Source organism: Cupriavidus sp. PET2-C1, from assembly GCF_054515855.1.
In genome coordinates, this window is sequence record NZ_CM137260.1 from 522963 (window position 1) to 548631 (window position 25669).

Below are 25669 nucleotides of genomic sequence, written 5' to 3' on the forward strand. Positions count from 1 at the left end.
CGGAGCATGGAGATGGAAGCAGGTATCCACGCCGCCGCCGGGCTTGCCCCCGGCTGGGCCGCCACGCCGGCTGGCGCCCGCGCCGGCATCCGCAGTGGCCGGTACAACGGCAATACCAGCGGCATGGCGCCCGGCCATGCGCAGGGCAACCTGATGATCCTGCCCAAGGCCTGGGCCGGGGATTTCCTCGGATACTGCCGGGCCAACCCGGTGCCATGCCCGCTGATCGGCATGGCCGAAGCGGGCAGCCCGGCGGTGCCGATGCTGGGCGGCGACATCGACCTGCGCACCGACGTGCCACGCTACCGCGTGTGGCGCCATGGCGAACTGGTGGAGGAGCGCGACGATATCAGCGCGCTCTGGCAGGACGATTTCGTGGGCTTTGTGCTGGGTTGCTCGCTGTCGTTCGAGGACGCGCTGGAGCGCGCCGGCCTACGCGTGCGGCACGTGGACGAAGGCAAGATCGTGCCGATGTACCGCACCAGCATCCAGACCACGCGCGTCGGCGCCTTCCATGGGCCGATGGTGGTGTCGATGCGGCCCTATACGCCGGAACAAGCAGCCATCGCCTCGGCCGTGTGCGCCCGGTTGCCGGGGGCGCACGGGGCGCCGGTTCACATGGGCGACCCCGCCGCGATCGGCATCGCAGACATCGACCGCCCGGACGAAGGCGAGCCGACCGCGATCCTGGCCGGGGAGGTTCCAGTGTTCTGGGGGTGCGGGGTGACGCCGCAGGCGGCGGCCATGATGGCGCGTCCGCCGCTGTGCATCACCCATGCGCCGGGGCACATGCTGGTATGCGACGTGCCTGCCGACGCGTTGAAGCTAGTGTAGGGCGATGGCCGCGATCGTTGCGACGGGTGCTGCTTCGAGCAGCGGCGCGGGCGGCATCGGCGCTGCCCAGCGGTAGACCAGCAGGCGGCCCTTGTAGGCATCGATGCCTGGCGCGGCCACGCGGTCGAGCTTTTCCTCGCGCATCGTGAAACCCTGCTCGGCCATCTGCCGGTTGAAGGCGGGCCGGTTGCCGCGGTCGGGATCGATGATCCAGATCTCGACCGTGGGGCTGGCGTGGCGCCCGATAAAGTGGGCGAGGTTGGCATTGGCATCGCGCTCGTAGAGCAGGTCGCTGCCGATGATCAGGTCGAAATGTCCGTGGACGGTGGCGGGGGCGAGGCTGGCGCCTGCGGGGGCATCATGCTCATGCTCCGCGGCGCTCCAGTGCCCGTGCCGGTACTTCATGGGCGCCAGGCCATTCAGGCGTACGTTCTCCGCGAGGAAGGCGGCGGCCATCGGGTGGCAGTCGCTGGCGGTCACGTCGGCGCCCCGGCGGTGCCCCACCAGGCTGGCCAGGCCCAGCCCGCAGCCGATTTCCAGCACCCGCTCGGTGGCGTCCACCGGCCGCAGCGCCATGCGTGCCGCCAGGTGCGCTCCGGACGGCCACAGCAGCCCGAACAGCGGCCACATGGCGGAAGAAATGCCCATGCGTTCGGCTTCGCCGAGGGGATCGGAGTACTGCTGCTTGTCCAGCAAGGAGCGAATGACCAGGTCGGCGACGCCCGTCACGGCGATGCGCTCTTGCTTGGTTTGGTAGCCGGGCATCGAGGGGGAAGCCGGAACGCCGGCTTCGCAATAGGAGGGAATTGGCCAGTATGCCCTAAATACCCTTTGCAAGCCTGGAATCTGACGCTAAATGCGCAGAAATGAAGCGAAATCGCCAGGAAATGGGGCTTGGGCAGGCGCCGCCGCAGGCAGGCAGTGCGGCAACTGCCTGACGCGGCACTCCGTACGTGTCGCCGTCCGCGCCGTGCGAGAATTCGCGATAAGCAAAATAGCGGAAATCACGATCCGCCTATTCTCGGAGATTATCGCGGTGAGCACCCCATCCATCCCATCGATCCCATCCAGCGCATCCATCCGCAAGCGCCTTCGCATGCGGCACCTGCAATTGATGCTGGCGCTCTCGGAGTCGCCCTCGCTGCGCCAGGCAGCCGAAGGGCTGGCCCTGACCCAGCCGGCCGCTACCAAGTCGCTTCAGGAACTGGAGGACGTGCTCGGCGTGCCGCTCTTTACGCGCCACGCGCGCGGGCTGGAGCCGACGGTATCGGGCAAGGCGGTGATGCGCTACGCGCGGGTGGTCTTTGCCGACATGGATGAACTGCGCGAGGAGCTCGTCGCCATCCAGGCCGGCGATGTGGGCAAGGTGCGCGTGGGCGCGGTGATGGCGCCGGCGCCGGACCTGCTCACCCATGTGATCGTCAAGCTCAAGCAAGCGCATCCGCGCTTGCACATCATCGTGCAGATCGATACCAGCGACGTGCTGGTGCACGCGCTGCAGCAGGACCAGATCGATATCGTGCTGGGCCGCATCCCCGATGGCTGGCCGGCGCAGGAGCTGTCGTTCGAGACGCTGGGGGAGGAGGCGCTGTCGATCGTCACCCGGGCGGGGCATCCGGCGGCGGAGCGGGGCAAGCTGAAACTGGCCGCGCTGACGGACTACGCGTGGATCATCCAGCCGCACCCCAGCCCGATGCGCCAGATCATCGACCAGACCTTCCGCGAGAACCGCGTGCCGCCGCCGGTGAGCACGGTGGAGACATCGTCAATCCTCACCACGCTGTCCGTGCTGCGCGAATCCGACATGCTGGCCGTGCTGCCCACCTCGGTGGCTCGCTACTACGAAGACCTGAACATGATCGCCACGCTGCCGGTTGCCTTGCACGGCAGGCTTGCACCTTACGGGCTGGTGCTGCGCAAGAGCCGCCCGCCCACGCCCGCCATGCAGCTTGTCATCGACATGCTGCGCGCGGGCGGCATGGAGGATAAGGGCGGGGCGGCCACCGGCAAGCCCTAGTTCCGCGCCCTAGTTCCGTGCCCTAGTTCCGCGAGCGCAATCCCGCGCGCTCAATCCGCGGAGATCTTGGCCTTGCGGACCACTTCACCGTAGCGCACCATCCGGTCGGCCATCATGCGTTCGAAGGCGGCCGGTGCCATTTCCTCGGGCGGGAACACGCCGCGCGCGCGCAGCGCCGTCTGCATGGCGGGCTCGCTGGCGGCCTGGCGCACTGCCTGGTAGAGCTTCTGCACCACCGGCTCGGGCGTGCCGGCAGGCGCGGCAATGCCCGTCCAGGAGCTCAGGTTGAGCTGCGGGTAGCCCAGTTCGGCCATGGTCGGCACATCGGGCAGCTGCGGCAGGCGCTGCTCGGAAGCCACCGCCAGCGCACGCACTTTTCCTTCCTTGATATAGGGCAGCATGATGACCAGGTTGTCGAGGATGAACTGGACCTCATTGCTAAGCACGGCCGTGATCAGGTGCGTGCCGCCACGATAGGGGATGTGCGTGGCGTAGATGCCGGTGCTGGCCTTGAGCATTTCCACATTCAGCTGGCCCATGCTGCCAACGCCGCCGCTGCCGTAGTCGAGCTTGCCCGGGTTCTTCTTCGCGTAGGCCAGGAACTCCGCGAAAGTCCGCACGGGCAGGCTCGCATGCACCACCAGGGCGTTGGGCTGGCGGCCCAGGATGGCGATGTTCTCGAAATCCTTGATCGGGTCGTAGCCCAGTTTCGGCTGGGTCAGCGGATTGGCCAGATGGCTGCTCTGGGAGGAGACCACGAGCGTATAGCCATCGGGCTTGCTGCGGGCCACCGATTGCGTGGCGACCGAGCCGCCCGCGCCCGGGCGGTTGTCGACGACCACCGGCACGCCGAGGATGCGCGAGAGCGGCTCCGAGTACTGGCGGGCCATGATGTCCACCGAACCACCGGGCGGAAAGGGCACCACCAGCGTGATGGGACGCGAGGGATAGGCGCCCTGTGCTTGCGCTTGCGCGGCCAGCGGCGCGGCACACGCGAGTGCGGCTACGCTGAGGCCGGTGCGGAGGAAATGGCGGCGAGAGAATGGCACGTTCGGCATGGCAGTGTGGTGGCAGTAGTTAAAAATCGGATGGGGGTAGCGCCCCGGCTCAGCGCAGTGCGAGGATGGCCATCGCCACCGCCTGCGCGCGCGGCACAAAGGTGGCAAGCTCGGAGTACTCGCGTACGGTGTGCGCATGGCCGCCCACCGGGCCGGTGCCGCATAGCGTGGGCGTGCCCACCGAGGAAGTGAGCCCGCTATCGGCTGCGCCGCCGGTGAACTCGCCGTCTACCGAGAAGCCCAGGTGCCGCGCGCCGCGCTGGTACAGCGCCAGCAGGTCCGCAGGCGTCTGGGTCATCGGCCGGGTGCGACGCATCTCGGTGATCCGGCCCTTGGTGCGCGGCAGCGATTCGGCTTCGATGATCGCGCGCACCTGCTCGACCAGCGCTTCGATGTCCGTGTCGGCGGTAAAGCGCACGTCGAGCTCGGCCTGCGCAAGCGGCGCCACCATATTGGGCACGATGCCGCCCTTCACGCAGCCCACATTGGTGGTGATGCCCTGCTCGGGGTCGGTCAGTGCATGCAGCGCCAGGATCTTGCGCGCGAGCGCGTCGATGGCGCTGGCGCCCTGGGCATGGTTGACCCCGGCGTGCGCGGCCACGCCCTCCACCTCGAACTCCACCACCATCGACCCTTTGCGCCCTGTGACCAGGTTGCCGCTGACTCGGCCGGGCTCGGCGTTGAACACGGCGCGCGCGCCGCGCGCCACGTCCATGATCCGTTCGCGGGTGGCGCCGGAGCCGATCTCCTCGTCGCAGGAAAAGAACAGGCGCACTGGCAAGGCGTTGCCGCCGCAGCGCGCCAGGGCCTCGGCCACGAACACATTCATGACCAGGCCGGATTTCATGTCGGCCACGCCGGGCCCGTAGGCAAGCCCATCCTCCACGCGGAAGGGACGGCGTGCCGCCGTGCCGGCCGGGAACACGGTATCCATATGCCCCATCAGCAAGATTGGCGCGCCATCGCCGGCACCGGGCACCAGCGCATCCAGGCACACGCCATAGCCGGGCACGGCATGCAGGGTGACCGCAATGCCGGCGGCCTCCAGGTGCGCGCGCAGGACCTCTGCCACGGCCGTCACGCCGGCTTCCTGCCGGCTGCCGCTGTCGATGTCGACAATGCGCTGCAGGAGCGCCTGCATGGCAGCCTGCTGGCCGCCCAGCCAATCGATCACCCCGCTTGCCGCCTGGGCATGCATGCCGCTATCCGTTGCGTTGTCCACCATATACCGACCGCTCCTTGCCTCGTGTGGGAATGAATCGTGCATTGCAAAAGTGATATGATCATGCAATATGCATTGCAACGTGTCAACACCATGAAACATGCCCAGGAGACTCCCTCACGCGACGCCACCTTGCTCGAGCGCCTTGCGCGCGAGGCGGCCACGCTGACCGCCCGCGAGCGCACCTTGGCTGATGCGCTGGGCCGCGACTATCCGCATGCGTTGCTGGAATCGGCCACCGCGCTGGCTGCCCAGCACGGCACGAGCGCTTCCACGGTGGTGCGGCTGTTCGCCAAGCTGGGCTATGCCAGCTATGGCGATGCCCAGCGCGAGGCACGGGCCAGCGTGACGGCGCTCCTGCCCACCGCCGGCCAGCGCGCGCCGGCCACGATCGGTGGCAAGCGCACCCTGCGCGCTTGCGTGGACGACGCGCTGCTGCACGACCAGCACAACCTGGCGGCCACCCACGAAGGGCTGGACATGGCCGCCTTCGAGGCGATCGCGCGCCTGCTGGCCGAGCCGCGCGGCCGGCTGTTCGTGCTGGCGCAGAAAAACAGTGCGCCCGTGGGCGCATGGCTGGCGCTGCATCTGAATATGTGCCGGCCACAGGTCCAGGAACTGGGCGCGGGCGCGGTGACGGCCACGGATGCCATGCTGTGGGTGGAGCCGGAGGATGTGCTGCTGACTTTCAGCATCCGCCGATATTCCAGCGCGCCGGTGAGCATCGCACGCGCCTTCCGCGAACGCGGCGCGCGCGTGATCGCGATTTGCGACAGCCCGGCCGCGCCGCTGGTGCCGCTGTCGGATCACCATCTGTTGGTGCGCACGGCCAATGCGTCGCCGTTCGACTCTTATACGGCGGCCTTCTTCCTGTGCAATGCGCTGGTCTCGGCGGTCGCGCAGCTGCGACAGCCGGCCGTCATCAAGGCGCTGCAACGGCGCGATGCGCTATGGGAGGCTTTTGAGGCGGATCCTGTTGAGGGGTTGAGGCGGGGGTAGGGATGTTCCGCTTGTAGCCCCGCTGACGCGGGGAGACACGTTTGGTGGGTGGGGTTTTACTGCTTCTAGCTGCTGTCGCGGCTGTACGGTGTTGGCCGTTTTGGAACGTGTGAGATGTCACTTTTCTTTACTCGTAAAGAAAAGATGGTATGAACGCGCCCCGTCCCCGCAGTGGAGCGCGAGGTAGCGAGACGGTAGTGTGGGTCAGGCAGAAAAGAGTCTGATGAGAGGGGGTCCCTCCAGACCGAACGGCATCGCAATGTGCCAGAGTGGAAGATGTCACCACCACTACAGGAACGGAGGGACCCGAAATGAATGCTATGACATTTGGGCTGGATATTGCAAAGCATGTGTTCCAGCTGTACTGGGTTGACCCTGAGACTGGCGAGATTCACAACCGGCGATTTCAGCGTCAAAAGCTGATCGAGTTTCTAGCTCAGCACAAAGGACGCGTGGCGCTGGAGGCGTGCGGCAGCGGGCACTGGTGGGCCCGCAAGCTCCTAGAGATGGGCTATGAGGTGAAGCTGTTGCATGCGAAATACGTCCGCCCGTTCGTGCAAACCAACAAGACTGACGCCGCGGATGCGCGCGCAATCTGGACGGCGGCGCAACAGCCGGGCATGCCGACAGTGACGCCGAAGACAGTGGAGCAGCAGGCCACGCTGGTGTTGCATCGGATGCGAGAGCAGCACATCAAGATGCGCACCATGATGATCAACGCTTTGCGCGGCGCGCTCTATGAGTTTGGCTTGAGCTTCAAGAGGGGGCGTCAGGCAGGTCTGGCGGAGATGAACGAGAGACTGGCCGAAGTGGAGGAAGACGTGCCGGCGAGGGTCTTCGAGGCGTTGCGCGAACAGTTCGAGCTGATCGGTCGGCTAGACAAAGGCATTGAGCAGTTGGAAGGACAGATCAAGGCCTGGTCCCAAACGCAGCCAGCGTGCGAGCAACTGATGGCGATTCCGGGGATTGGCATGCTCACGGCCACGGCGATGCTAGCGACGATTGGCGATGCGCAGGGCTTCGAATCGGGGCGGCAACTGTCGGCCTACTTGGGGCTGGTGCCGCGCCAGCGTGGCACTGGGGGCAAGGTGCAACTGGGGGCGATTAGCAAACGCGGAGACCGTTACCTGCGCATGCTGCTGATCCACGGTGCCAGGGCAGTCCTGTTCCGGGCCAAGGACAAAGGGACTTGGTGCGACCAGCTGGCGCGCCGACGCCCGACCAACGTGACGGTGGTGGCGATGGCGAACAAGGCGGCGAGAATTGCCTGGGCGGTGCTGAGGGGCAAGGAGCCGTATGAAAGAGACCACGAATTGAAGAAAGCGGCGAGGGCCAGGCAAATGGCGGATTCCGCGCTAGGGCATCTGCGCCTACCAAAACCGTAGGCACAGCAGCCCTAGCTGCGGCTATGAAGCAGGTTAATTGAATTCGACTAGCAGGTTGCGCGGGTAGACGTGAAGTGATGGCAAGGCAGGTTGGACCGCAAGAACGAGACCCTGATCGGTTACAAGTGCTTCGAGCACGCTGAAAAGACGAGGGCCGCTCTTGGCGAATTCCATAGGGGCCCGCAGGCTTGACCTGCATGAGGCCGGATATAAGGCTGCAACCAAATCCTCGCCGAGCATCATGAGATGATTTACCTGGCAAACCGGGGCGCGTTCATATAAGTAACCAAAAGAAAGCGATCCTTGCAGGAGGCTGGCTTGTCGGGGTTGCGTAGCCCGGTGGTTTCGTCGTCAGGCCCCGGGTGCTAATGACCTCATGCCGTTACCGATTTGAATGGCCACGATCCTGCGGATGACGCTGGTTTCGTGGTGAGGCTGCTCGGTAGCGGCATCCCTGCTCATTCATCTATCTGCCGGTACCGGTGCAAAGTGCCACGATATATCACGCCGTGATGGTTTCGTGGTGGGGTGGGCGCGGTGGAAGAATTCTTCGGCCTTTCGATCCGGTGCCACCGCGCCCACGACGGAAACGGGACGCTTGCAACTTCGTGGCCGGTCACTCCGCGAGCGACAGACGGCTTGAAGTTCGTGGTGGGCGCTATCGGGGGGACCACCACGAATCCCTGGGCATTGTCCGGGTCGTGGTGCTCTGAACCGGTAACGGCACGAGTCCATTAGCACCCAGGGCCGTACGACGAAACCATTGGGGCCCCCAATGACGCCACGCCAGCCTCCTGCAAGGATCGCTTTCTTTTGGTTACTTATATGAACGCGCCCCGGTTTGCCAGGTAAATCATCTCATGATGCTCGGCGAGGATTTGGTTGCAGCCTTATATCCGGCCTCATGCAGGTCAAGCCTGCGGGCCCCTATGGAATTCGCCAAGAGCGGCCCTCGTCTTTTCAGCGTGCTCGAAGCACTTGTAACCGATCAGGGTCTCGTTCTTGCGGTCCAACCTGCCTTGCCATCACTTCACGTCTACCCGCGCAACCTGCTAGTCGAATTCAATTAACCTGCTTCATAGCCGCAGCTAGGGCTGCTGTGCCTACGGTTTTGGTAGGCGCAGATGCCCTAGCGCGGAATCCGCCATTTGCCTGGCCCTCGCCGCTTTCTTCAATTCGTGGTCTCTTTCATACGGCTCCTTGCCCCTCAGCACCGCCCAGGCAATTCTCGCCGCCTTGTTCGCCATCGCCACCACCGTCACGTTGGTCGGGCGTCGGCGCGCCAGCTGGTCGCACCAAGTCCCTTTGTCCTTGGCCCGGAACAGGACTGCCCTGGCACCGTGGATCAGCAGCATGCGCAGGTAACGGTCTCCGCGTTTGCTAATCGCCCCCAGTTGCACCTTGCCCCCAGTGCCACGCTGGCGCGGCACCAGCCCCAAGTAGGCCGACAGTTGCCGCCCCGATTCGAAGCCCTGCGCATCGCCAATCGTCGCTAGCATCGCCGTGGCCGTGAGCATGCCAATCCCCGGAATCGCCATCAGTTGCTCGCACGCTGGCTGCGTTTGGGACCAGGCCTTGATCTGTCCTTCCAACTGCTCAATGCCTTTGTCTAGCCGACCGATCAGCTCGAACTGTTCGCGCAACGCCTCGAAGACCCTCGCCGGCACGTCTTCCTCCACTTCGGCCAGTCTCTCGTTCATCTCCGCCAGACCTGCCTGACGCCCCCTCTTGAAGCTCAAGCCAAACTCATAGAGCGCGCCGCGCAAAGCGTTGATCATCATGGTGCGCATCTTGATGTGCTGCTCTCGCATCCGATGCAACACCAGCGTGGCCTGCTGCTCCACTGTCTTCGGCGTCACTGTCGGCATGCCCGGCTGTTGCGCCGCCGTCCAGATTGCGCGCGCATCCGCGGCGTCAGTCTTGTTGGTTTGCACGAACGGGCGGACGTATTTCGCATGCAACAGCTTCACCTCATAGCCCATCTCTAGGAGCTTGCGGGCCCACCAGTGCCCGCTGCCGCACGCCTCCAGCGCCACGCGTCCTTTGTGCTGAGCTAGAAACTCGATCAGCTTTTGACGCTGAAATCGCCGGTTGTGAATCTCGCCAGTCTCAGGGTCAACCCAGTACAGCTGGAACACATGCTTTGCAATATCCAGCCCAAATGTCATAGCATTCATTTCGGGTCCCTCCGTTCCTGTAGTGGTGGTGACATCTTCCACTCTGGCACATTGCGATGCCGTTCGGTCTGGAGGGACCCCCTCTCATCAGACTCTTTTCTGCCTGACCCACACTACCGTCTCGCTACCTCGCGCTCCACTGCGGGGACGGGGCGCGTTCATACCATCTTTTCTTTACGAGTAAAGAAAAGTGACATCTCACACGTTCCAAAACGGCCAACACCGTACAGCCGCGACAGCAGCTAGAAGCAGTAAAACCCCACCCACCAAACGTGTCTCCCCGCGTCAGCGGGGCTACAGTCAGTGGGCCTACAAACTGCCCCCCCAAGGCCTCCATTCACTCACACCACCACATCCTCCAACGTGACCAGCTGAGCCCCATCCTGCACCTGGTCGCCGATGGCATAAAGCACCTCCTGCACCACGCCGTCGGCCGGCGCGGTCAGGGTGTGCTCCATTTTCATGGCTTCCATCACGATCAGCGGATCGCCCTTGCCAATGACCGTGCCGGCCTTGACCATCACCGCAATGATGCGGCCCGGCATCGGCGCCACCAGCTTGCCGCCCTCGGCGTCGGCGCTGCCCGCATGGGCTAGCGGGTCGATGACTTCCAGCCGGGTTTGCTGCTTGCCGCTGAACACGTAGAGCGCGTCGCCTTCGAGATGGGTATTGCCCTTGACCGTGCGCTCGCCCAGGTCGAGTGCGTGGCTGCCGGCCAGGCTGGCGGCGCGGAAGGGCAGGGTCTGCTCGCCTACCGTCAGCCATTGCTTGCCGCCATCGCTGCGCAGGCTGGCCAGCGTTTCGCCTTCGCCGGTGCGCAGGAGGAACTGGCTGGTGGCGTCGCCGTTCAGGCGCCAGGCGCCGGCGTTCTGCCAGGGCGAATGCGCGTCGGCCGGGTCCACGCGGCGCGCGCGGGTTTGCGCATCCACCAACGCGGCTACGGCCAGCGCGATGACTTCGGTGCCCACCTTCGCGGGCGGCGGGAACAGTGCCGCCTGGTTGCGCTCGATCAGGCCGGTGTCGAGGTCCGCCGTGCGGAACGCCTGCGAGGTCACCAGCCGCTGCAGGAAGGCGATATTGGTCGACAGGCCCACCACGTGGTATTCGGCCAGCGCCTGCGCCATGCGCGCCAGCGCTTCCTCGCGGTCGCGGCCCCACACGATCAGCTTGGCGATCATGGGGTCGTAGTACGGGCTGATGGTGTCGCCCTCGCGCACGCCGGAGTCGATGCGCACGCCGGCCGGGCCGTTGCCGTCCTGGCCCAGCGCGAACGTGACCGCTGCCGGTGTGCGCAGGTAGCGCAGCGTGCCGGTGGAGGGCAGGAAACCCTTGTCGGGGTTCTCGGCGTAGACGCGGGCTTCAAGCGCATGGCCGTGGATTTGAAGCTGATCTTGCCTGAGCGGCAACGGCTCGCCCGAGGCCACGCGCAGCTGCCACTCCACCAGGTCCTGCCCGGTGATCATCTCGGTGACCGGGTGCTCCACCTGCAGGCGGGTGTTCATCTCCATGAAGTAGAACGAGCCGTCCTGGTTGGCGATGAATTCCACCGTGCCAGCGCCCACGTAGCCCACGGCCTGCGCGGCGGCTACTGCGGCTTCGCCCATGGCGCGCCGGCGTTCGTCGCTCATGCCGGGGGCCGGCGCTTCTTCCAGCACCTTCTGGTGGCGGCGCTGCACCGAGCAGTCGCGCTCGAACAGGTAGACGCAGTTGCCGTGCGTGTCGGCAAAGACCTGGATCTCGATATGGCGGGGGCGGGTCAGGTATTTCTCGACCAGCACGCGGTCGTCGCCGAAGCTGGCACTGGCCTCGCGCTGCACGGAAGCCAGCGCGGCTTCGAAGCCTTCGCTGGCTTCCACCACGCGCATGCCCTTGCCGCCGCCGCCGGCGCTGGCCTTGAGCAGCACCGGGTAGCCGATGCGGTCGGCTTCGCGGCGCAGCAGGGCGGGCTCCTGATCCTCGCCGTGGTAGCCGGGCACCAGCGGCACCGCGGCCGCCTCCATCAGGCGCTTGGCCGCGCTCTTGCTGCCCATGGCGCGGATGCTGGAAGCCGGCGGGCCGATAAAGACGAGGCCGGCTTCGGCGCAAGCTTCGGCGAAGCCGTCGTTCTCGGAGAGGAAGCCGTAGCCGGGATGGATGGCCTGCGCGCCGGTGGCCTTGGCCATCTCGATGATGTGATCGCCGCGCAGGTAGCTGTCTCGCGCTGCCGCGCCGCCGATATGCACGGCCTCGTCGCACAGTGCCACGTGGCGCGCGTTGGCGTCGGCGTCTGAGTAGACGGCTACCGTGCGGATGCCGAGGCGGCGGCAGGTGGCTGCCACGCGGCAGGCGATTTCGCCGCGATTGGCGATCAGGATCTTGTTGAACATGGCTGTTCCTAGTTTTCTGGTTCTGGCGGCGCGGCTGCGGTGGCCACGCGGCGGATGCGCATGATTGGCTGGGTGCGTAGGCTCAGGCAGGACGCCACGACGGCGAGCGCTTCTCCAGGAAGGAGCGCACCCCTTCGCGGCCTTCGTCCGACGCGCGGATCGCGGCTATGCGCTCGGCGGTATCGGCCAGCAGCGTGTCGTCGATGGCGCGGCCGGACACTTCCTGCACCAGCCGCTTGCTCTCGCGCACGGCATTGGGGCTGTTGGCCACCAGCGCGGCGGCGATCTCGCTCACCTTGGCGTCCAGCGTATCGCCCGGCACCACCTCATGCACAAAGCCCAGCCGCAGCGCCTCGGCCGCACCGAAGCGTTCGGCCGTGATGAAGTAGCGGCGCGCCGCCTGCTCGCCCATGGCGCGGATCACGTAGGGGCTGATGGTGGCGGGCAGCAGGCCCAGGCGCGCTTCCGACAGGCAGAAATTCACCGTCTCCGCGGCCACGGCGATGTCGCAGGCGGCAACCAGGCCCACGCCGCCCGCATAGGTGTCGCCGTGGACGCGCGCGATCACCGGTTTGGGGCAGGCCCAGATGGTGTGCAGCATCTGGGCCAGCGTGAGCGCGTCAGACCGGTTCTCGTCGTGCGAGTAGCCTGCCATCTTCTTCATCCAGTTCAGGTCGGCGCCGGCGCAAAAGGCCGGGCCATTGCCCGCCAGCACGATGGCGCGCACCGTGGGCTCGCTGCCGAGTGCGCGGAACGCACCGGTGAGCTCGGCGATCACGGTTTCGTTGAAGGCGTTGCGCACGTCCGGGCGGTTCAGCGTGACGGTGGCCACGTGCTGCGCGGCCGTGACGGTAAGCGTGGTGAATTCCATGTTGGTGTCCTGTACGGTGCGGTGCGATCTGTTATCCGGGGCGCTGGCCATCACATGCGGAACACGCCGAACTTCATCTCGCCGATGGGCGCGTTGAGGCTCGCCGACAGGCCCAGGCCCAGCACCGTGCGGGTTTGCGCGGGATCGATCACGCCGTCGTCCCACAGCCGCGCGCTGGCGTAGTAGGGGTGGCCCTGGTGCTCGTACTGGTCGCGGATCGGTTGCTTGAACTTGTCCTCGTCTTCCGCGCTCCAGCTGCCGCCCTTGGCCTCGATGCCGTCGCGGCGCACGGTGGCCAGCACGCTGGCCGCCTGCTCGCCGCCCATGACCGAGATCCGTGCGTTCGGCCACATCCACAGGAAGCGCGGCGAGTAAGCGCGCCCGCACATGCCGTAGTTGCCAGCGCCAAACGAGCCGCCGATGATCACCGTGAACTTGGGCACCTGCGCGGTTGCCACTGCGGTCACCATCTTGGCGCCGTTGCGGGCAATGCCTTCGTTCTCGTACTTGCGGCCCACCATGAAGCCGGTGATGTTTTGCAGGAACACCAGCGGGATCTTGCGCTGGCAGCACAGTTCGATAAAGTGCGCGCCCTTGAGCGCCGACTCCGAGAACAGGATGCCGTTGTTGGCGATGATGCCCACCGGGTAGCCCCAGATCCGCGCAAAGCCGCACACCAGCGTGGTGCCGTAGCGCGCCTTGAACTCGTCGAAGTCCGAGTCGTCCACGATGCGCGCAATGACCTCGCGCACGTCATAGGGCTTGCGCGTGTCGGTAGGGATCACGCCGTACAGCTCTTCCACCGGATAGCGCGGGGGCAGCGGCTCGTGCAGGCGGATCTGGTCCGGCTTGCGGCGGTTCAGGTGCTGCACGATATTGCGCGCCAGCGACAGCGCATGCGCGTCGTTCTGTGCAAAGTAATCGGCCACGCCCGACAGGCGCGTGTGCACATCGGCGCCGCCCAGGTCTTCCGCGGTGACTTCCTCGCCGGTGGCGGCCTTCACCAGCGGCGGGCCGCCCAGGAAGATGGTGCCCTGGTTCTTGACGATGATCGACTCATCGCTCATGGCGGGCACATAGGCGCCGCCGGCCGTGCACGAACCCATCACCACCGCAATCTGCGGAATGCCCTGCTTGGACAGGTTGGCCTGGTTGTAGAAGATGCGGCCAAAGTGGTCGCGGTCCGGGAACACGTCATCCTGGTTGGGCAGGTTGGCGCCGCCCGAGTCCACCAGGTAGATGCAGGGCAGGTTGTTCTGCTCGGCGACCTCCTGTGCGCGCAGGTGCTTGCGCACGGTGAGCGGGTAGTAGGTGCCGCCCTTGACGGTCGCGTCGTTGCAGACGATCACGCATTCCTGCCCGGCCACGCTGCCGATGCCGGTGATGATGCCCGCGCCCGGCGCGGCATTGTCGTACATGTCGTAAGCCGCGAGCTGCGACAGTTCCAGGAACGGTGTGCCCGGATCCAGCAGTTGCTGCACACGCTCGCGCGGCAGCAGCTTGCCGCGCCCAAGGTGCTTGGCGCGGGCTTCGTCGCCGCCGCCTTCCGCCAGCTTGGCGATCTTTGCCTTGAGATCGACGACCAGCGCTTGCATGGCGTCGGCATTGGCGCGGAAGGATTCCGAGCGCGCATTGAGTTTGGTTTCGAGCGTGGGCATAAGGTGTCGGATCTCGGGTCTTTGTTCTCGTGGCTTGCGCTGTGGCGCGGGGGGCGTCGGCTGGATGCTCAGGCCGTTTCGGCGTAGAGCTCGCGCCCGATCAGCATGCGGCGGATTTCCGACGTGCCGGCGCCGATCTCGTACAGCTTGGCGTCGCGCCACAGGCGGCCCACCGGGTACTCGTTGATATAGCCGTTGCCGCCCAGGATCTGCACGGATTCGCCGGCCATCCAGGTGGCCTTCTCGGCGGTATAGAGAATCACCGCGGCGCAGTCCTTGCGCACCTGGCGCACGTGCGCGGTGCCGAGCGAGTCCAGGTTCTTGCCCACGGTGTACAGGTAGCTGCGCGCTGCCTGCAAGGTGGTGTACATGTCGGCCACCTTGCCCTGGATCAGCTGGAACTCGCCGATGCTCTGGCCGAACTGCTTGCGGTCGTGGATGTAGGGCGTGATGACATCCATGCACGCTTGCATGATGCCCACCGGGCCACCGGAGAGCACGGCGCGCTCATAGTCCAGGCCGCTCATCAGCACCTTGGCGCCCAGGTTCTCGCCGCCAAGGATGTTCTCCACCGGCACTTCCACATCCTGGAACACCAGCTCGCCGGTGTGCGAGCCGCGCATGCCGAGCTTGTCCAGCTTCTGCGCCACCGAGAAACCCTTCATGCCCTTCTCGACGATAAAGGCGGTCATGCCGCGCGCGCCGAGGTCCGGCTCGGTCTTGGCGTAGACCACCAGCACATCGCAATCCGGGCCGTTGGTGATCCACATCTTGGTGCCGTTGAGCACGTAGTGGTCGCCCTTGAAGTCCGCGCGCAGCTTCATGCTCACCACGTCGGAGCCGGCGTTGGGCTCGCTCATGGCCAGCGCGCCGATCCAGTCGCCGGAGACCAGCTTGGGCAGGTATCTGGCCTTTTGCGCGGCGGTGCCGTTGCGGTGGATCTGGTTGACGCACAGGTTGGAGTGCGCGCCGTACGACAAGCCGACCGATGCCGAGGCGCGGCTGATTTCTTCCATGGCGATCATGTGGGCCAGGTAGCCCATATTGGCGCCGCCGTATTCCTCCGCCACCGTGATGCCGAGCACGCCGAGGTCGCCCATCTTCTTCCAGGCGTCCATCGGGAACTGGTCGGTGCGGTCGATCTCCGCCGCGCGCGGCGCCAGTTCGGCCTGCGCCCAGTTGCGCACGGTTTCGCGCAGCATGTCGATGTCTTCGCCGAGGTGGAAATTGAGGCCGGGGAGTTCGTTCATGGTTGAGTGCTCGTTAGCTCGTTATCTAGTGGAATACCGCCGCGGCTGGCGGCGGCCCGATGTCAGATGGGATTCAGTTGGGTCGTCACTTGGTCTTGTCGCCAAGCCCCAGTTCCAGCGTCATGCGCTCGCGCATCACGAACTTCTGCACCTTGCCGGTGATGGTCATGGGCATTTCGTCGACAAAGCGGATGTAGCGCGGAATCTTGTAGTGCGCGATCTGGTCGCGGCAGAAGGCGCGGATATCGTCCTCGGTGGCCGTATCGCCCGGCTTGAGCACGATCCACGCGCAGACTTCCTCGCCGTACTTGGGGTCGGGCACGCCGAACACCTGCACGGCCTGCACCTTCGGGTGGCGGAACAGGAATTCCTCGATTTCGCGCGGGTAGACGTTCTCGCCGCCGCGGATCAGCATGTCCTTCACGCGCCCGACGATGTTGCAGTAACCCTCGGCGTCGATGGTGGCGAGGTCGCCCGTGTGCATCCAGCCATCGCGGATCGCCTCGCGGGTGCGGGGCTCGTCGTCCCAATAGCCCTGCATCACCGAATAGCCGCGCGTGCACAGCTCGCCTTTTTCGCCAACGGGCACGATTTCGCCGGTGCCGTCCACCAGCTTGACCTCAAGATGCGGCTGGATCAGCCCCACGGTGGTCACGCGCTTGTCGAGCGGGTCGGTGGTGGAACTCTGGAAGGACACCGGGCTGGTCTCGGTCATGCCATAGGCGATCGTGACTTCCGCCATATGCATCTGCGAGATCACGCGCTTCATCGTCTCAATGGGGCAGGGCGAGCCCGCCATGATCCCGGTGCGCAACGTGGAGAAGTCGTACTTGGCAAAATCCGGATGGTCCAGCTGGGCGATAAACATGGTCGGCACGCCGTGCAAGGCCGTGCAGCGCTCCTCGCTGACCGCCGCCATGGTTGCCGCCGGCTCGAACGCCTCGCCGGGGAACACCATGCAGGCGCCGGTGGATACGCAAGCCAGCACGGCCAGCACCATGCCGAAGCAGTGATAGAACGGCACCGGGATGCACAGCTTGTCCTGCTCGGAGAAGCGCATCGCCATGGCGATGAAGCGTGCGTTGTTGACGATGTTCCGGTGCGTCAGCGTGGCGCCCTTGGGCGCGCCGGTGGTGCCGCTGGTGAACTGGATATTGATCGGATCGTAGCGGTCCAGCTGCGCGGTGATCGCGTCCAGCTCGCCGGTAAGGGCATGCGTGCCATGGGCGAGCAGCGCATCGTAGTTGAGCATGCCCGGCGTGCGCTCGCCGCCCATGCGGATCACCCAGCGCAGCGCGGGCAAGCGCGCTGCCTGCAGCGCGCCCGGCTCGCAGCTTTGCAACTCCGGCGCCAGTGCCTGCAGCATTTCCAGGTAGCGCGACGTCTTGAACGACTCCGCCGCCACGATCGCCTTGCAGCCCACCTTGTTCAGCGCGTATTCCAGCTCCGCCAGGCGGTATGCCGGATTGATGTTCACCAGCACCAGCCCAAGGCGTGCGGTAGCGAACTGCGTGACCAGCCACTCCACCCGGTTCGGCGACCAGATGCCGATGCGGTCCCCGCGCGCCAGGCCCAGCAGGCGCAAGCCCCCGGCCATGGCGTCCACCACCTGTGCAAATTCCCGCCAGCTCCAGCGGATACCCTGCTCGCGAAACACCACCGCCTCGCGATCCGGGAAACGCGCTACGGTTTCGGCTAGCAGCGCCGGCACCGTCAGCTCGGACAAGGGAATGTCGGTACTGCCCCTGACGTGGGAGAGCCCGCCAATGGGCAAGATCGTTGGGCTAGCCGCACCCTGCATCGTCATACTCGTCTCCAAAGCGCTGTCGCAATATTGTCCGTATCCCGGTTTCTTGAGGTTTGTTCAACTTTGTTGAGTGTAGCTCAAGTCGGGGAGTGCGCATATATTCTGGGCCTTGTCCCGTCCTATGTGGCATCAGGGCAGTGGCGTTGACTGGAAAAGTACACGCAGACCCGAAAAATTGCAACCATGAGTTGAGTAAAGATCAATTACAATCCCGTGACGGAGGCGAGCAGCGCCCCAGGGCGTGCCCGGGCATCTGTTTCATGCTGCGCCGCACTATAATCGCCGGCTTCCGGCAAGCGAGGTAACACGTCGATGGACGACATCATGGTGCGGCGCCGCGTCCCCGCGAGCGCCAAGGCGGAGCAACGCATCCGCGACATCCTGCGCGTGGCCCGCGAAGTCTTTGCCGAAATGGGCTACGAGCGCACCACCACCACCGAGATCGCCCAGCGCCTGGGCATCTCCGAAGCCACGGTGTTCACCTATTTCCACGGCAAGCGCGAGCTTTGTGTGCGGGTGATCGAAGACTGGTACGACGAGATCATCGCGGCGGTGGAAGAAGGCATGCCGCGCGGCCAGAGCACCAAGGCGCAGCTCGAGTTCTTTGTGCGCACGCATCTTCGGCTGTTCCTGATCCAGGGTACCGGGCTATGCGCGCTGGTGCTCTCCGAAGGCCGCGCCAGAGGGCCGGGGCTGGGCGAGGTGTTCGTGCCGCTGCAACGGCGCTACACCGCGCCACTGATGGATATGCTGGCGCGCGCGCGGGAGAGTGGGGAGATCCGGGCCGACCTGCCGTTGAGCTTGCTGCGCTCGGCGATCTTCGGGCCGATGGAACACATTCTTTGGGACGCAATCGCCAGGCAGCGGCCGGTGGATATCGAGCGGACCGCCAAGGATATCGTGGCGCTGCTCTGGCCGGCACTACTGCCGCCGGACCTGGAGGTAGCGGCGCTGCGGGAGTTTTATGGGGAAGTGGGGGCGGCGTTGCGGCGAGTGGACGGGCGCACGAAATAGGGCGCACGAAATAGGGCGTGCGAATTAGGGTGCACGAAATCGGGCGTACGAAATCGGGCGCACCGTCGTGCCGCGGCGTTGGCGAGGCAGGATCAAGGTCTGCGCTCAGGTAACAGTTCGGGCGGCGCCAACCCCGGTGTGTGGCACAGCCCAACAGCGCTAGCGGCGTGGCTCCCTTCCGAAGCACATTCGGGCGCATTTTCGCCGTGCCGGCACGGGCATGGGAAATGCGTAACGGTGAATCAGCGGGTGAAATAGCGGGTGAATCAGCGGAGGGGCCTCAGCGCGGCCTTTGCGACTGGCGCCCCGGTTTTCGCCATGCGTCGGCTCGTCGGGTCGGCGCCCGCTGCTTCTCCGAGGGAAGGGTTTGCCATGCAAAAACTATCCATTCTGGCAATTTGCCTGCTTGTTCTCCTGGCCTGCATGACCGCGTTCATCTGCCTGTCCGGTGCATTCACGCTGCGCGACACCGAGTACGGGAGCGGCACGGCGGCGTTCTGCTATATCGCGGGGTACGTTTGCTGAGGCCAACTTTGCCACTGCCGGCCGGGTTGCTGGAAACCAGTGGAATAATCCGCTGCCTGAAGCGTTTACCGTCAGGGCGGGGCGCGCGGCGTGTGCGCGTGCTTGAACTATGCTGGAAGGGTTCCTGGCCCGAGAACACCACCCGCGCCAACGATGGAGAATGGTCATGCAATATCGCTTAGCCAGATGGATAGGGGCGAGCGCCGCGGCGCTCGCGCTGTGCGCCTGCGCGTTCCTGCAGCCGGTCGAGACCGCGCAAAAAATGATCGGCGGCCCGCAGAGCACCGTGCGCGACACCTTTGGCAAGCCCACGGAGACCTACCAGCTCGCCGGCGGCACCAGCCGCTGGATCTACTCAAAGCAGCCGCTCGGGTTCGAAGTCTACGCGGCGGATTTCGACGCCAGCGGAAACCTCACCAGTTTCCGCCAGATGCTTACCGAGAAGGAGATCTATGAGGCGCGCCCGGGTACCTGGACCAAGCAGGACGTGGCCCAGCGCTTCGGCCTGCCACGCGAGCCGGTCGAGTACTACCCGCTGATGAAGCGTGAGGCATGGTCGTACCGGCTCTACATCGGCGCTTACCAGCCGGCCCACTTCAGCGCCTACTTTGACGATCGCGGGGTGCTGGACCGCACCATGATCATTGTCGATCCGCTTGGGGGCGACGACCACTCCAGCAGCAAGTGATTGCAGCCTTGGAGACCCGCTGTGTGGCGCCTGGCCCAGGCGCGATCGCGTCCATGGGCCGTTGCGCGGCGGGTGCAAAGGCGCGCAATGTCCGCAGGGTTCGCTCCGCAGATGCGGAAGGCTTCTTTCGCCATTAGCGTTCCAGCCGCGCCTCGATCCCCCCCATCAACCGCTCAACCCAGATCCGCAGCAAGCCATTGGACGGCGCCATCAACGCTGAATACCCCACAATCCGGTACACCTCGCTCCGCCGAATCTTGAGCACTTTCACCGGATCCAGCCAATCGTCGTTGCCCGCAAGCAGCAGCAGTGTCTCCAGCCCGATAAGCACTGGCCACAAACACGCCAGGCGCAATCGAACGGAGAACGCAGGAATGGCAAACGTGTAATCCACCGCCTCACGGAAATGACCCAGCGTCGTGCGGATCAGCGCGAACAGAAGTGGTTTCGCACGCGCCGAATTGCCTGGCAGCAGCAAATCCTGCGGCGTCAGTCCATACTGGTCCAACATCGCCCCGGGCAGGTAGCAACGCCCGATCCGCAGGTCCTTGGCGCAGTCCCGCAGCACATTGGTCATCTGCAGCGCCTTGCCAAAGCGCACGCCTCGCAGCAGCATCGCCTCGGATTCTCCCTTGAGCGTTCCGGGCATATGGGCGTAGGTCATCTTGGTCCAGAACTCGCCCACGCATCCCGCAACCAGGTAGGTGTACCGGTCCAGCTCTTCCCATTCGCGCAGCACGCCAATCTGCCCGGAGCTTTCGTCGGGGAAGGTCCGCAGGTCAAACTCCATGCCGGAGGCCAGGGTCGACACGATCTCGCGAACCGCAGCCCGATCGGCCGCGCCCAGCTGGGACAGCACCGTCAGCGCCGGGCCGAGCGATTCGAGCAGAACCTTCTCGTCCGATAGCGCTTGTTGCCCGGCGACCTCTGCCGCCAGCCGCCGCATGAGCGTGCCATCGTCCGTGGCGCCGTTGACCTGATCACGCAGCGACAGCAGCAGTTCCAGCCGTTGCTGCGGCGGAATCAGCGAGGTGTCCGCAATGGTGTCGGCGGCGCGCGCCAGCAGATACGCCAGGCCAATCGGATCGCGCATCCCGGCGGGCAGCACCCGCAGGGTGAGATAGAAAGAGCGTGAAACGCCTTTCAGCAGCGGGCCGAGAAGGAAGGCCCGGGTAGGGTTAGGCATGAATGGGGTCAGATCGGTATTGGACGTTTTAGACAGGTCAGGCGCTGCCGAATTGTATCCGGCAAGGATGTTGCGGGACAGCAATTCCGGGCCTGAGTCGATTTCCGGGCACGTCAGGGAAGCTGGTGGCCGAACAGAAGCGCTTGGATGAAGCCTCCACATCGTGGCGCAAGACCTGTCGTCGAGTAGGCTCGCGACTCCTTGTCCAGTGCCGGCCCCGGTTCCAGATCCGACCGCGCGAAGTTTATCGCCAGCCTGTTGAAGGTTGTTGTCACCGGCGTGACCGGCAAGAGTGCATTCGATCGCCGCTGGCGACCTGATCAAACCGCCTTGCACGTTGTTTGAAGTCCAGCAGGGTCAATGGAAGAGCATCAAGACGGTGGCAAGCAGCGGATCCTTGCGACACCCGGACACGCGGCGCTTCCTGGTGACGGCGAGGGCTATCTCGATGAGCCGGCTTTCAAGCGCGTGATTGCGCGGGACAACGCCACGTTCAAGCAGTTGATCAACAAGCTGGATATCAAGGCCTGAGGTTCAGGCTTGAGGCGTGACGGGGCCTAGTGACTTGACCAGGTGATCAATAACAAGAACGCTGCAGGGAGACGCTGCGGGGAGGCATTTGATGCCTTGCCCGCAGCGTTTTTTCATTTCCAGCCCCGCACGCTGCAGCCTCCCATCCGGCGCCCCATTTTTGCCATCCATGCACCGCAAATGCGCTCGCGTTTGTGCAGTCTGGTGCATGCGCATCGTCGCTTAGGGAAAAACCCTGAATTAATTGCATCGCAATTGAAGAGATTGCTATTCGCATATCAACCAATTATTCTCTGACTACCGATTCGCCAGGCGCGGGTCGATGGCCAACTGGGAATTTCATGATGAAGTTGTTGCTGGATACCTTGCGCAATATCGTCGGCGCGACAGGACTGCTTACCGAGAGCGACGATCTGGCAGGCTATGTGAGCGACTGGCGCGGCCGCTATACCGGCAAGGCGCTTTGCGTTGCGCTGCCGCGCAATACCGAGCAGGTCTCCGAATTGGTGAAGGCCTGCGTCGCCGCTGGCGTGGCGGTCCTGCCCCAGGGGGGGAATACCAGCCTGAGCGGCGGCGCGGTACCGTACGAGCAAGGCAACTGCGTCATCATCAACCTCTCGCGCATGCGCCGCATTGTGCGTATCGATCCGGCGGACAACTCGATGGAGGTGCAAGCCGGTTGCGTGCTCGCGGAAATCCAGGCCGCCGCCATCGAGGCGGGCCGCTTCTTCCCGATCAGCCTGGGCGCCGAAGGCTCATGCCAGATCGGCGGCAACATCGCCACCAATGCGGGTGGCACCGGCGTCCTTCGTTATGGCAATACACGCGAGAACGTGCTCGGGCTGGAAGCCGTGTTGCCGGACGGACGCATCTGGCGCGGCCTGCGCACGCTGCGCAAGGACAATACCGGGCTTGACCTCAAGCAGATGTTCATTGGCGCGGAAGGCACGCTGGGCATCATCACCGCGGCCACGCTGAAGCTGCACCCGCTGCCGAGCGCGCGCGCCATGTCCTGGGTCGCACCGGTAGACGTGGATGCGGCGCTGAAGCTGCTGGGCTTGTTCCAGGCCGCGTGCGGCGCCCAGCTCTGCGCGTTCGAGCTGATGAATGCCAGCCAGCTCGATATCGTGCTGGAGCACGTACCGGGCCAGCATGCGCCGCTGGCGGATGCCCACCCGTGGCACCTGCTCGTGGAGCTCAGCGATACCTGCGACGATGCACGGCTGCAGGACACACTCGAGGCCACGTTGGAGAGAGGCCTGGAGCTGGGACTGATCGCCGATGCAGCGCTCGCAGCCAACTCCACACAGCGCGAAGCAATGTGGAAGCTGCGCCATAGCGTGTCGGAAGGCAACAAGAAGGCCGGCATCGGCCTGACGCTGGATACCGCCGTGCCGGTGTCGATGGTGCCGGCGTTCATTGACCAGGCTACCCGCGCGATCGAGGAGTACTTCGAGGCGCGTGTCGTGGTGGTGGGCCATCTTGGCGACGGCAATATCCACTTCATCCCATTCTTTGAGTTCAATACCTGGCAGGCCCTGCCTGACCCGGCGAAGACCGCCGCCGCGGTGCGCCGCGCCGGACATGATGTCGCGGCCAGGCTGCATGGCACCTTCAGTGCGGAGCACGGCGTGGGCCGGACCTTGCTGGACGAGATGCGCCGCTACAAGAGCGAGGTCGAAGTCGACATGATGCGTGCGATCAAGCGCGCGTTCGATCCGCTCGGCCTGTTCAACCCGGGCAAGCTGATTCCCTGATTTCCCCGGCCCCGGCCGCCCAGGCTTTTCCCCGATTCCTTTCTTCACGTCCCCTGTCCCATCCCAGTAGGAGTACCGCCATGAGCAACGCCGACAAGCCGAGCAATCCTTCGCGTCGCGACGCCTTCAAGTTGCTGACCGCTAGCACAGCCGCACTCGCCATGCCGGCCATCTGGACAACAGCCAAGGCAGCCTCGCAGCGCATCGTAGTGCGCGACTCCGGCGGCGTCTTTACCAAGGCCTACGGCGAGGTGTTCTACAAGCCGTTCACCAAGGCAACCGGCATCCAGGTCGTCGGCGTGCCCTCCAATGCGGAGCCCACTGCCCAGATCCGCACCATGGTGGATGCCAAGAATTACAGCTGGGACATGGCATCGATCAGCCAGCCCGCGATCGAGGTGCTGACCACCGACGGCAAGGATTACCTCGAGAAACACGGGCTGGGCGCCGATCCCGTGGTAGCGGGCATCCCCGCGCAGTACATGTCGCCGTATGGCGTCGGCGCCAACGTGTACACCACCGTGCTGGCCTACCGTACCGAGGCGTTCAAGGGCCGCAAGGCGCCCACGCAATGGAAGGACATGTGGAATGTGCAGGATTTTCCCGGCCGCCGCGCGCTGCGCAAGCATCCGTTCGACACGATCGAGGAAGCACTGATGGCGGACGGTGTCACGAACGCATCGGTCTATCCCTGCGACGTGGATCGTGCTCTGCGCAGCCTCGACAAGGTGAAGGCCAATGTCGCGGTCTGGTGGAGCGGCGGTGCGCAGGTCGAGCAGATGCTCAAGTCCGGCGAAGTGGACATGGTTGCTACCTGGATATCCCGCGCGCAGGCCGCCATGGATGCCGGCGCGCCCGTCGGGATCTGCTGGGACCAGCACCTCTGGGGTGTCGATAGCTGGACCATCCTGAAGGGTTCGCCCAACGCGGCGGCCTGCCGCGAGTTCATCAAGTTTGCCTCCGACCCCAAGCGCCAGGCGCAGCTCACGCAATACCTGGCTGCCGGTGTCACGCATCCCGACGCCTTCAAGTACATCGATGCGAAGCACGCCGTGACGTTGCCCACGTATCCCGACAACATCAAGCGTGGCGTGAAGATCGATGCCAGCTACTGGGTCAAGAACCAAGGACCGGTGCTCGAGAAGTTCAATGCCTGGATCCTGAAGTGAAGCGAACGCGTTGACCTCGGCAATATCAAGAAAAGGTGGGCGTGATGCCACAAGTGACACAGACACAGACACAGACTAAGCTGCAGACCAAGCAGCTATCCAAGCGCTACGGCGATTTCATCGCGCTCGCGCCCATCGACCTCTCGGTCCCGGAGGGCGAGTTCCTGACGCTGCTCGGGCCCTCGGGCTCGGGCAAGACGACGCTGTTGAGCCTGATTGCGGGCTTGTCGCAGCCGGACGGCGGCAGCATCCGCATCAACGGTGCCGACGTGACCTTCGGTGCGCCCTATGAGCGGGACATCGGCATGGTGTTCCAGAACTACGCGCTGTTTCCGCACATGACGATCGCCGAGAACATCGGCTTTCCGCTGAAGATGCGCAAGATGCCGGCACGGCAGGCGGAGCAGGAGGTCAGCCGCGTGCTCGATCTCGTGCACCTGCCGCACGTCGCGCATCGCCTGCCCAAGGAACTCTCGGGCGGCCAGCAACAGCGGATCGCGCTGGCGCGCTGCATGGTCTACCGTCCTTCGATCATCCTGATGGACGAGCCGCTGGGCGCGCTCGACAAGAAGCTGCGGGACCAGATGCAGCTTGAGATCAAGCGCATCCACCGCGAACTCGGCACCACCATCGTGTACGTGACGCACGATCAGGAAGAGGCCATGACGATGTCCGATCGCATCTGCCTGATGAACGGCGGCAAGATCGAGCAACTCGGCAGCCCGGCGGATCTTTACTTCCGTCCTCACACCACCTTCGTGGCCGATTTCCTTGGTGAGTCCAACTTGCTGCCGGCCACGGTCGATGCGGTGAACGGCAGCCTGCTGGACGTCAGCTTCGACGGGCTGCCCGCGCGCGGCAAGGTGCTGGCCAATGGCGCCGCCTTCCGGCCCGGGGACCAGGCCAAGGTGATGATCCGCCCGCAGAACCTCCATGTCTCGGGCACGCAGGGCGAGCCCAATACGCTGTCGGCGCGCCTGACGGATATCGTTGTGACGGGCGGCGTGACCAAGTCCTACCTGGTCCTGCCTGGAGAGCAGCCGCTGGTGGTGGCTGAGCTGACCCGCGGCGGCCTTGGCCGCCACCTTCCCGGCGACACGCTCACGGTGAGCTGGCAGGCCGAAGATGCCGTTGCGATCCCGGAGTAAGCCATGG

The 25669-nt window shown here is 65.0% G+C and carries 21 protein-coding genes and 1 pseudogene; 12 read left to right on the top strand and 10 right to left on the bottom strand.

From position 1 onward, the window contains the following. Window positions 1–6: 6 nt before the first annotated feature. Entirely contained in the window at window positions 7–834 is an 828-nt protein-coding gene (locus tag ACX12D_RS22330) for a putative hydro-lyase (protein ID WP_459376489.1), read from the top strand. Here ACX12D_RS22330 and ACX12D_RS22335 read toward each other — a convergent pair. Then, the gene (locus tag ACX12D_RS22335; RefSeq protein WP_459375673.1) at window positions 826–1599 is read right to left on the bottom strand and encodes a class I SAM-dependent methyltransferase; all 774 of its coding nucleotides are present in this window, start codon (window positions 1597–1599) and stop codon (window positions 826–828) included. The two genes, ACX12D_RS22330 and ACX12D_RS22335, sit on opposite strands and share 9 nt — an antisense overlap. A 331-nt stretch (window positions 1600–1930) precedes the next feature. On the opposite strand from ACX12D_RS22335, the gene ACX12D_RS22340 reads away from it, so the two are divergent. Continuing rightward, the gene (locus ACX12D_RS22340) at window positions 1931–2851 is read left to right on the top strand and encodes a LysR family transcriptional regulator (protein ID WP_459376490.1); all 921 of its coding nucleotides are present in this window, start codon (window positions 1931–1933) and stop codon (window positions 2849–2851) included. Window positions 2852–2901: 50 nt separating this feature from the next. Here the strand turns inward: ACX12D_RS22340 and ACX12D_RS22345 are convergent, their stop codons facing one another. Next, window positions 2902–3909, bottom strand: coding sequence for a Bug family tripartite tricarboxylate transporter substrate binding protein (locus ACX12D_RS22345; RefSeq protein WP_459375674.1), 1008 nt, complete (start codon window positions 3907–3909; stop codon window positions 2902–2904). Window positions 3910–3958: 49 nt separating this feature from the next. Continuing rightward, entirely contained in the window at window positions 3959–5134 is a 1176-nt protein-coding gene (locus ACX12D_RS22350; RefSeq protein WP_459375675.1) for a M20 family metallopeptidase, read from the bottom strand. 90 nt (window positions 5135–5224) lie between these two features. On the opposite strand from ACX12D_RS22350, the gene ACX12D_RS22355 reads away from it, so the two are divergent. Continuing rightward, window positions 5225–6130 (top strand): MurR/RpiR family transcriptional regulator, encoded by a 906-nt coding sequence (locus ACX12D_RS22355; RefSeq protein WP_441639771.1) that lies wholly within the window; start codon window positions 5225–5227, stop codon window positions 6128–6130. Between the two features lie 311 nt (window positions 6131–6441). Then, window positions 6442–7515, top strand: coding sequence for an IS110 family RNA-guided transposase (locus tag ACX12D_RS22360; protein WP_459373922.1), 1074 nt, complete (start codon window positions 6442–6444; stop codon window positions 7513–7515). A 1103-nt stretch (window positions 7516–8618) separates the two neighbouring features. Here the strand turns inward: ACX12D_RS22360 and ACX12D_RS22365 are convergent. The 6 genes from ACX12D_RS22365 to ACX12D_RS22390 form a co-directional block, all read right to left on the bottom strand. Next, window positions 8619–9692 carry an IS110 family RNA-guided transposase gene (locus tag ACX12D_RS22365; RefSeq protein WP_459373922.1) on the bottom strand — a complete coding sequence of 358 codons (1074 nt, stop codon included), beginning with the start codon at window positions 9690–9692 and terminating at the stop codon, window positions 8619–8621. A 341-nt stretch (window positions 9693–10033) separates the two neighbouring features. Next, a complete protein-coding gene (locus ACX12D_RS22370; RefSeq protein WP_459375676.1) occupies window positions 10034–12058 on the bottom strand; it encodes an acetyl/propionyl/methylcrotonyl-CoA carboxylase subunit alpha in 2025 nt (674 codons plus the stop codon). 82 nt (window positions 12059–12140) lie between these two features. Further along, window positions 12141–12929 carry an enoyl-CoA hydratase/isomerase family protein gene (locus ACX12D_RS22375; protein WP_459375677.1) on the bottom strand — a complete coding sequence of 263 codons (789 nt, stop codon included), beginning with the start codon at window positions 12927–12929 and terminating at the stop codon, window positions 12141–12143. 50 nt (window positions 12930–12979) lie between these two features. Beyond that, complete coding sequence (locus ACX12D_RS22380; protein WP_441641633.1) at window positions 12980–14587, bottom strand: carboxyl transferase domain-containing protein; 1608 nt, start codon at window positions 14585–14587, stop codon at window positions 12980–12982. Between the two features lie 68 nt (window positions 14588–14655). After that, window positions 14656–15837, bottom strand: a complete 1182-nt coding sequence (locus ACX12D_RS22385; RefSeq protein ID WP_459375678.1) for an isovaleryl-CoA dehydrogenase — start codon at window positions 15835–15837, stop codon at window positions 14656–14658. Window positions 15838–15922: 85 nt separating this feature from the next. Further along, window positions 15923–17644, bottom strand: coding sequence for an AMP-binding protein (locus ACX12D_RS22390; RefSeq protein ID WP_459375680.1), 1722 nt, complete (start codon window positions 17642–17644; stop codon window positions 15923–15925). A gap of 312 nt (window positions 17645–17956) precedes the next feature. Between ACX12D_RS22390 and ACX12D_RS22395 the strand changes: the two genes are divergently transcribed. The 3 genes from ACX12D_RS22395 (at window position 17957) to ACX12D_RS22405 (ending at window position 19871) form a co-directional block, all read left to right on the top strand. Further along, window positions 17957–18658, top strand: a complete 702-nt coding sequence (locus ACX12D_RS22395) for a TetR/AcrR family transcriptional regulator (protein WP_459375681.1) — start codon at window positions 17957–17959, stop codon at window positions 18656–18658. Between the two features lie 372 nt (window positions 18659–19030). Continuing rightward, complete coding sequence (locus ACX12D_RS22400; protein ID WP_459375682.1) at window positions 19031–19183, top strand: hypothetical protein; 153 nt, start codon at window positions 19031–19033, stop codon at window positions 19181–19183. A gap of 166 nt (window positions 19184–19349) precedes the next feature. Continuing rightward, window positions 19350–19871: a hypothetical protein gene (locus ACX12D_RS22405; protein ID WP_459375683.1), complete on the top strand. Its 522-nt coding sequence runs from the start codon at window positions 19350–19352 to the stop codon at window positions 19869–19871. 133 nt (window positions 19872–20004) lie between these two features. Here ACX12D_RS22405 and ACX12D_RS22410 read toward each other — a convergent pair whose 3' ends face one another. After that, a complete protein-coding gene (locus ACX12D_RS22410) occupies window positions 20005–21057 on the bottom strand; it encodes a phytoene/squalene synthase family protein (protein ID WP_459376491.1) in 1053 nt (350 codons plus the stop codon). 231 nt (window positions 21058–21288) lie between these two features. On the opposite strand from ACX12D_RS22410, the pseudogene ACX12D_RS22415 reads away from it, so the two are divergent. The 5 genes and pseudogenes from ACX12D_RS22415 to ACX12D_RS22435 form a co-directional block, all read left to right on the top strand. Continuing rightward, window positions 21289–21451: pseudogene (locus tag ACX12D_RS22415) on the top strand (branched-chain amino acid ABC transporter substrate-binding protein); the annotation flags it as partial. After that, window positions 21418–21588 (top strand): hypothetical protein, encoded by a 171-nt coding sequence (locus ACX12D_RS22420; RefSeq protein WP_459376622.1) that lies wholly within the window; start codon window positions 21418–21420, stop codon window positions 21586–21588. The pseudogene ACX12D_RS22415 and the gene ACX12D_RS22420, both read left to right, overlap by 34 nt. 344 nt (window positions 21589–21932) lie before the next feature. Continuing rightward, a complete protein-coding gene (locus ACX12D_RS22425) occupies window positions 21933–23345 on the top strand; it encodes an FAD-binding oxidoreductase (RefSeq protein WP_459376492.1) in 1413 nt (470 codons plus the stop codon). A gap of 80 nt (window positions 23346–23425) precedes the next feature. Further along, the gene (locus ACX12D_RS22430) at window positions 23426–24514 is read left to right on the top strand and encodes an ABC transporter substrate-binding protein (RefSeq protein ID WP_459375684.1); all 1089 of its coding nucleotides are present in this window, start codon (window positions 23426–23428) and stop codon (window positions 24512–24514) included. A 44-nt stretch (window positions 24515–24558) separates the two neighbouring features. Then, window positions 24559–25662 carry an ABC transporter ATP-binding protein gene (locus tag ACX12D_RS22435; RefSeq protein WP_459375685.1) on the top strand — a complete coding sequence of 368 codons (1104 nt, stop codon included), beginning with the start codon at window positions 24559–24561 and terminating at the stop codon, window positions 25660–25662. The last annotated feature ends 7 nt before the right edge of the window (window positions 25663–25669 follow it).

Coding starts and splice junctions, on each gene's coding strand:
- ACX12D_RS22405 (WP_459375683.1), top strand. CDS start 19,350: ATGCAATATCGCTTAGCCAGATGGATAGGGGCGAGCGCCGCGGCGCTC.
- ACX12D_RS22395 (WP_459375681.1), top strand. CDS start 17,957: ATGGACGACATCATGGTGCGGCGCCGCGTCCCCGCGAGCGCCAAGGCG.
- ACX12D_RS22355 (WP_441639771.1), top strand. CDS start 5,225: ATGAAACATGCCCAGGAGACTCCCTCACGCGACGCCACCTTGCTCGAG.
- ACX12D_RS22390 (WP_459375680.1), bottom strand. CDS start 17,644: ATGACGATGCAGGGTGCGGCTAGCCCAACGATCTTGCCCATTGGCGGG.
- ACX12D_RS22330 (WP_459376489.1), top strand. CDS start 7: ATGGAGATGGAAGCAGGTATCCACGCCGCCGCCGGGCTTGCCCCCGGC.
- ACX12D_RS22335 (WP_459375673.1), bottom strand. CDS start 1,599: ATGCCCGGCTACCAAACCAAGCAAGAGCGCATCGCCGTGACGGGCGTC.
- ACX12D_RS22365 (WP_459373922.1), bottom strand. CDS start 9,692: ATGAATGCTATGACATTTGGGCTGGATATTGCAAAGCATGTGTTCCAG.
- ACX12D_RS22385 (WP_459375678.1), bottom strand. CDS start 15,837: ATGAACGAACTCCCCGGCCTCAATTTCCACCTCGGCGAAGACATCGAC.
- ACX12D_RS22345 (WP_459375674.1), bottom strand. CDS start 3,909: ATGCCGAACGTGCCATTCTCTCGCCGCCATTTCCTCCGCACCGGCCTC.
- ACX12D_RS22430 (WP_459375684.1), top strand. CDS start 23,426: ATGAGCAACGCCGACAAGCCGAGCAATCCTTCGCGTCGCGACGCCTTC.
- ACX12D_RS22420 (WP_459376622.1), top strand. CDS start 21,418: ATGGAAGAGCATCAAGACGGTGGCAAGCAGCGGATCCTTGCGACACCC.
- ACX12D_RS22360 (WP_459373922.1), top strand. CDS start 6,442: ATGAATGCTATGACATTTGGGCTGGATATTGCAAAGCATGTGTTCCAG.
- ACX12D_RS22425 (WP_459376492.1), top strand. CDS start 21,933: ATGAAGTTGTTGCTGGATACCTTGCGCAATATCGTCGGCGCGACAGGA.
- ACX12D_RS22350 (WP_459375675.1), bottom strand. CDS start 5,134: ATGGTGGACAACGCAACGGATAGCGGCATGCATGCCCAGGCGGCAAGC.
- ACX12D_RS22370 (WP_459375676.1), bottom strand. CDS start 12,058: ATGTTCAACAAGATCCTGATCGCCAATCGCGGCGAAATCGCCTGCCGC.
- ACX12D_RS22435 (WP_459375685.1), top strand. CDS start 24,559: ATGCCACAAGTGACACAGACACAGACACAGACTAAGCTGCAGACCAAG.
- ACX12D_RS22340 (WP_459376490.1), top strand. CDS start 1,931: ATGCGGCACCTGCAATTGATGCTGGCGCTCTCGGAGTCGCCCTCGCTG.
- ACX12D_RS22380 (WP_441641633.1), bottom strand. CDS start 14,587: ATGCCCACGCTCGAAACCAAACTCAATGCGCGCTCGGAATCCTTCCGC.
- ACX12D_RS22410 (WP_459376491.1), bottom strand. CDS start 21,057: ATGCCTAACCCTACCCGGGCCTTCCTTCTCGGCCCGCTGCTGAAAGGC.
- ACX12D_RS22375 (WP_459375677.1), bottom strand. CDS start 12,929: ATGGAATTCACCACGCTTACCGTCACGGCCGCGCAGCACGTGGCCACC.
- ACX12D_RS22400 (WP_459375682.1), top strand. CDS start 19,031: ATGCAAAAACTATCCATTCTGGCAATTTGCCTGCTTGTTCTCCTGGCC.